The following is a 5,804-nucleotide window of genomic DNA, read 5'->3' as shown; positions in this document are numbered from 1 at the left end:
CAGTAAATTTATTTTCCGAAAATGCGTCGGGCTTTATTTCAACATCCAAACCTTTGATTATCTTCGCAATATCTACTTCGTTGATCTTAACAGTAGCCTTTAGTTGTGATAAGTCGGGCAGTGAAATGATGGGCTGTCCTGTCCAGACCTGGTCACCTACCTGATATTTGTTACCACTGCTCCAGTTTCTGTTAATAATGGCGATACCCGGAGCGCGGGTGGTTACGGTAAGCTGTTGTAATGCGCTATAGGCTTCATTGAGCCTGGCTTTATCCTGATCTATGGACAGATTTTTCTGTTTTATCTCTTCTACATTGATCTTTATGCGGTTATCTATTTGTTCCTTGGCTCTTTCAAGGGAAATTTCCGCTTTTTCAAGGTTCAGTCCGATTTGTCTTTTCATGATATCAGACTCATATTCGGCCTGTTCGAACTTTATTTTGGAGATCTCGTGAGAGATACGTGTTATTTCATAATCCGCCCTTAATTCTTCAAGGTCTGATTCCTGTTGTGCTTTCATTTTTTCAAGTTCGGCAGTACTGATTTCCAATCTCCCCTGGGCATCGGTAATACCTTTATTCACCTCCGAAGGATCGAATATGATCAATGTATCGCCGGCATTTACCTCTGTACCGTCTTTTACAATATAGGAGATCTTCATGTTGCTGCCGAACCGCCATGAAATAGAAGGCGATGATATGTTGATCGCATTGATTGCTTCAAGTTCTCCTTCTTCGTGCATATCAATATAAAATACCCCCTTGGTAACCTTTCCCACCGGTATCTGTTGTTTGTCCTTATCGCCACATGCCCATGCAAAGGCAATGACTATAAGGATCAAGATCTTTTCTAAATGATAATTTCTCATGGTATTCAATGATTAATGTGGTGAAAGAGGTATAGCTTCTTCAGCATTTTCCGGTTGAATGGGTGATTCAGGTACTTTGGTCAATGAGTCCGGTAGCGCCACTCTTTCCTTTATTAAAGAAGCGTTCGGTTTGGACAGGGAAATAACATCTCCGACAGACAATCCGGCTGAGATAACAGATTCTTTAAGTGAGGAAAATCCGGTCAATACCTGTCTCATTTCATAACCCTTTTTTTTCTTCACAAAAACGACCTTCATGGAATCTTCTTCAAAAAGGGCTATCTGAGGCACAATGAGCGCATTTTTTGTCTGTTTCAGTATAATATGGCAATTGGCTGTGAATCCTGGTTCCGGCATTGCTTGTATACTATCGACGGATGCCTCTATCTCAAAATACTTCACTTTTCCTCCTCTCTTATAGGGCTGTCCTACCGGTGCTTTCTTTACTATTTTCCCAAATCCTGAATTACCGGGCATGGCATCGAAAGTATAATGGACAGAATCGTTAACGCTAATATTTTTATAGTCTGTTTCCGAAGCCATTATCTTCACCTTCATCTCCTTAAAATCAGGCATGATCACCAGCGGCATTGCACTCCACACCGGATCACCCACCTGATATTTCGTATCGGTAAGTGGACAGATGGCCCTTATAGTCAATCCACTCCGCGGAGCTTTAATTGTCAGGGCATCCAGTCGTTCTTTAACAGATTGTACACGCACAGCAAGCCTTTGTATCTCTAATTCCCATCTTTTTATCTCGGATTGCTGGATGATCTTGAGTGCCGATATTTTTTTCTCATACCTGGCTTTTTCTATGCTTACTTTTTCTAACTCCAGCTCTTTTATTTTCTTTTGATTGGGGGTTAAAAAAGCCAATTGTAAGGAGTCCATCCGGGAAATTTTTGTATCGGCTTCATTGGTTTTCACCTGAGCCTCCAATAAGGCATATTGCAGGTTCAGGTCAGCTTTTGTTTTATTCAGACCGGCCTCAGCATTTTCAAGTGAAATGGATATCTGATCGTATTGATTCTGCAGTTCCTGAAACTCGATAATACATACGACATCACCTTCTTTAACAGATACACCGTCTTCGACTAGATATTGTACCACACCGTCACAATTTCTCGGACTTGTCAGAGTGGTTGAAAGGACAGGCTCAACGATTCCGTCTACAAGTAAAACATTGGTAAAATCACCTTGTGAAATAGTATATGTAGAAATACTTGTTCCTGAATCTGATGAACAGGATGGCAGAAAATAAGAGAAGATTAAAGTAAGTATAACTGTATACTTAAGCATGCAATTTCAACTTTAATGATACGAACATCGATATTTTCATATTATTATTACCAATATAATTTATCTCCTACCGACAATATGCTATGTTGTATCGTTTTAAACCAATAAGGGCAAAGATAATCCTTTATTTCATTTCCTGATAGGGTAGATACATTTTAATCAAATAATCAACACATTTCTTTTTCAAATCCAAACATAAGGATATAATGGTTAGAGTCTTTTTAGAACCGGTAATCCCCAAAAATAGCTAGACAACCGGTTATATTTTACCCGAAAATAGGGATTGTGGTTCATAGGTACATCTGTTTATTTTACATCGTTAATTTGAATTCTAATTCATTATGGGTATGGAAATAAATCTTTCGGGTGTTCCTGAAACCATGTTATGGCCGTTATATAACCGAGGATGTGAACAACGCCGCACTGATCGATTGATTGAAGACCCGATGGCACTCGAGTTGATGGAGCGCATCGATTACGATTACGCGGGAAACTTTGGAAAATTTAACGCAGGACATCCTTTGCGTTCCCGTGTGTTCGATGATGCTATTTCTACATGGCTTGAATGTAATCCCAATGGCACTATTGTATCATTAGGTGAAGGACTCGACACTCAATTCTGGCGTATCGACAACGGACGGCTCAACTGGATATCAGTGGATCTACCAGAAGCCATAGATGTTCGTAACCGTTTTTTACCGCAACATGAAAGGGTAAAAAACATCGCTTGTTCTGCACTTGACTTTACATGGATGAAGCTGATTCCAAAAGATAAACCCATTTTTATTGTATTGGCAGGTGTGATCATGTATTTTTCCGGAACAGATGCAAAAGCACTTATTGCACAAATTTCCGACCATTTCAGGAAAGGTGAGATTATTTTTGATATGATACCCGAATGGTATTCCCGGAAAACAATGAAAGGTATGCAGGTAACCAGATCTTATCAGGCTCCACCCATGCCCTGGGGCATGAATTACATAGACCGTATGAAGCTACTGGAGATACATGATTCATTGCTTATCAAGCAATCTTACTCTTTTGCGGATTTATTTCCCAAAAGAATGCGTCCGTTTTCTTATTTCAGGCATTTCAAATGGGTAAAAAACAATATGGCACCGTGGATGATACATTTGAAAATTCATCACTAAAAAGCTAAAAGTCAGCAAAAAAAACAAAAGACTGTACTTCGAAAAGCTCACCGATGGTGATCTTGAATTTTAAATCTTGAACTTTAAATTTTAAACATGAAAGTATTGAACCATCATATATATGAATATAAAAAGGGATTACGCCACCTGGTATTGCACACCCTCGACGCAACCTTGCGTTTCGAGGCAGAAGCAAGATTACACCAACGCAATATCAGTTATGTGGTAAGGGAAGTAACTGCAACAAAGATCAATATCTTTTTCGGCGATGAGAAATGTGTGGAAGTCATTCGTGAAATCGGCAATAAAAAACTGAATGAATTCACACCTGAAGAAGATTTTATGCTTGGCATTATGCTTGGGTACGACGGCCTGAAACAATGTGAACGTTTTTTGAATCTGAAACGGAGAAAAAACGATTATCTTTGGAAACAAATAATCAATACGGCCATACCGGCCTGATCAAATATGGAAAATCATCATAAACACAGTCAAGATCATGATCATGATTCTCATCATGGCCATGGACATTCCCACGGTCACCACCATCATGGGAGTTCCAACATTAAAATCGCCTTTTTCCTCAATCTATCGTTTTCTATTATAGAAGTAGTCGGCGGTTTCCTGACAAATAGCGTAGCCATACTGTCGGATGCATTACACGATCTAGGCGACAGTTTCTCATTGGCCCTGGCCTGGTATTTTCAGAAAGTATCGAAGAAAAAAAGCGATGCAAAATATTCATATGGTTACCGCAGATTCTCCTTATTGGGTGCGCTGATCAATTCTGTGATCCTTTTGCTGGGTTCTTTCTTTGTGATCAGCGAAAGTATTCAACGGATCGCATCCCCGGAAGAGACCAATGCCAAGGGGATGTTATTGCTAGCTATCTTCGGAATCGTTATCAACGGAGCAGCCATGTTACGTCTGAAAAAAGGAAGTTCCCTGAATGAAAGGGCCGTATCACTGCACATGTTGGAAGATGTGCTGGGATGGGTAGCCGTACTGATCGGAAGTATTGTGATGATATTCGCTGACGTTCCAATTCTCGACCCTATCTTGTCACTTATCATTGCCTGTTACATACTGTTCAATATATACCGTAATCTACGCGATACCTTACGGGTGATCCTGCAAGGCACCCCGGAAAACATCGACGGGGAAGAGGTAAAATACACCATCACGAATATCGACGGGGTACAATCCCTGCATGATCTGCATATGTGGTCCATTGACGGTGAATTCAACATCCTGACTGTGCATGTGGTGGTCGATCCCGCATTAAATAATACACAAGTTGTACAGTTGAAATGCCGGATCAAAGAGGTACTCTTAGGCATGAACATACAACATTCCACATTGGAAATGGAACAACCCGATGAAGAATGTGCAGTCGGTGAAAACTGTTCTTTATAGTGTTCGGGATAAAACACAGGAAACCTGCTATATGGAGCAGGTTTCCTTGAAAGAAAAAAGAGGTGTATTTTACACCCCTTTTTTCCGGAATAATGAAATGACCCAGAGCAAGACTACCGCACCGACAATGGACATCAGTAAAACTCCCCAGATACTGGTGGTCTGAAATCCGAGCAGACCATAGATCCATCCTCCGAGTATAGCACCTAATAAGCCGACGATCATATTTACCAGGAATCCGAAACCGCTTCCTCTCATCAGCCAGCCTGCAATGGCTCCTGCTGCTACTCCAATAATGATGGACCATAAAATACCTAAACCTTCCATGTTATTAAAAATTAAGTAATTAATTATTATAAAAGTTACTTCTGTTACTTTTCTGTTGCTTTTACCCGTTCATCCTGGCTCATAGCAGCCAGTTCTTTTATTCTATTGACATCCAGTCCCAATCCTTCGGCAACACGTGTACCATACTCCGGATGAGCTTTGTAAAAAAGGGCTGTCTGACGTAATTGTATCCGTTTTTGGGCATTCTTAATGTGTCCGACAATGTTTCCCACCAGGTTTTTCTTATCATAATCAGACAATACCCGTGAATACATCTCACCCGTTTGTACAAAATCAATGTCACCTAACGGATACTCATGCCTGGCCGCCATTCCCTGAATATCGAGTGAAGGGGGAGCAAAACCTGCATCCGGGACCGGACCATTGAATGAATTCGGATAATAATTGGGAGCGCTTTCCTGTCCATAATTCATGAAACCATCACGTTGATAATTATGCATTTCTGCTTTAGCCGCATTTACCGGGAGTTGATGAAAATTAGTCCCGAGTCTATGTCTTTGTGTATCAGGATAGCTAAATAACCTTATTTGAAGTAATTTATCAGGTGATGCTGATATTCCCGGAACAAAGTTTCCCGGAGAAAAAGCTGCTTGTTCAATTTCTCCAAAATGATCCTTAGGATTTCTGTTTAATGTAAACTTACCTACCGGGATCAATGGATAATCGGAATGAAACCAGACTTTTGTGATATCAAACGGATCAAACCGGTAGCTTTTCGC

7 protein-coding genes are annotated in these 5,804 nt (G+C 40.5%); 3 read left to right on the top strand and 4 right to left on the bottom strand.

The features are described 5' to 3' along the window. Positions 1-868 (bottom strand): hypothetical protein (locus tag LBQ60_01610; GenBank protein ID MDR2036600.1); only part of this gene is annotated, 868 nt, incomplete at its 3' end. A gap of 12 nt (positions 869-880) precedes the next feature. Then, the gene (locus LBQ60_01605) at positions 881-2,170 is read right to left on the bottom strand and encodes a hypothetical protein (GenBank protein MDR2036599.1); all 1,290 of its coding nucleotides are present in this window, start codon (positions 2,168-2,170) and stop codon (positions 881-883) included. 347 nt (positions 2,171-2,517) lie between these two features. Between LBQ60_01605 and LBQ60_01600 the strand changes: the two genes are divergently transcribed. From LBQ60_01600 to LBQ60_01590, 3 genes are all read left to right on the top strand, one after another. Next, the gene (locus LBQ60_01600; protein MDR2036598.1) at positions 2,518-3,321 is read left to right on the top strand and encodes a class I SAM-dependent methyltransferase; all 804 of its coding nucleotides are present in this window, start codon (positions 2,518-2,520) and stop codon (positions 3,319-3,321) included. A 96-nt stretch (positions 3,322-3,417) separates the two neighbouring features. Further along, complete coding sequence (locus tag LBQ60_01595; GenBank protein ID MDR2036597.1) at positions 3,418-3,783, top strand: DUF2023 family protein; 366 nt, start codon at positions 3,418-3,420, stop codon at positions 3,781-3,783. A gap of 6 nt (positions 3,784-3,789) precedes the next feature. Beyond that, entirely contained in the window at positions 3,790-4,737 is a 948-nt protein-coding gene (locus tag LBQ60_01590) for a cation diffusion facilitator family transporter (protein MDR2036596.1), read from the top strand. A 69-nt stretch (positions 4,738-4,806) separates the two neighbouring features. Here LBQ60_01590 and LBQ60_01585 read toward each other — a convergent pair whose 3' ends face one another. Both LBQ60_01585 and LBQ60_01580 read right to left on the bottom strand, forming a co-directional pair. Continuing rightward, on the bottom strand, positions 4,807-5,064 hold the full coding sequence (locus LBQ60_01585; protein MDR2036595.1) for a GlsB/YeaQ/YmgE family stress response membrane protein: 258 nt from the start codon (positions 5,062-5,064) through the stop codon (positions 4,807-4,809). Between the two features lie 44 nt (positions 5,065-5,108). Beyond that, positions 5,109-5,804: catalase (locus LBQ60_01580; protein MDR2036594.1), on the bottom strand; the 696-nt coding region annotated here is incomplete at its 5' end.

The sequence above is a fragment of the Bacteroidales bacterium genome, from assembly GCA_031275285.1.
Classification (GTDB): domain Bacteria; phylum Bacteroidota; class Bacteroidia; order Bacteroidales; family UBA4181; genus JAIRLS01.
Note: the sequence above shows the minus strand (reverse complement) of the source record. Positions and strands in the feature narration are given on the sequence as shown.

Excerpts from the sequence above, each read along its gene's own strand:
- LBQ60_01585 (MDR2036595.1), bottom strand. The coding sequence starts at position 5,064 with ATGGAAGGTTTAGGTATTTTATGGTCCATCATTATTGGAGTAGCAGCA.
- LBQ60_01605 (MDR2036599.1), bottom strand. The coding sequence starts at position 2,170 with ATGCTTAAGTATACAGTTATACTTACTTTAATCTTCTCTTATTTTCTG.
- LBQ60_01595 (MDR2036597.1), top strand. The coding sequence starts at position 3,418 with ATGAAAGTATTGAACCATCATATATATGAATATAAAAAGGGATTACGC.
- LBQ60_01600 (MDR2036598.1), top strand. The coding sequence starts at position 2,518 with ATGGAAATAAATCTTTCGGGTGTTCCTGAAACCATGTTATGGCCGTTA.
- LBQ60_01590 (MDR2036596.1), top strand. The coding sequence starts at position 3,790 with ATGGAAAATCATCATAAACACAGTCAAGATCATGATCATGATTCTCAT.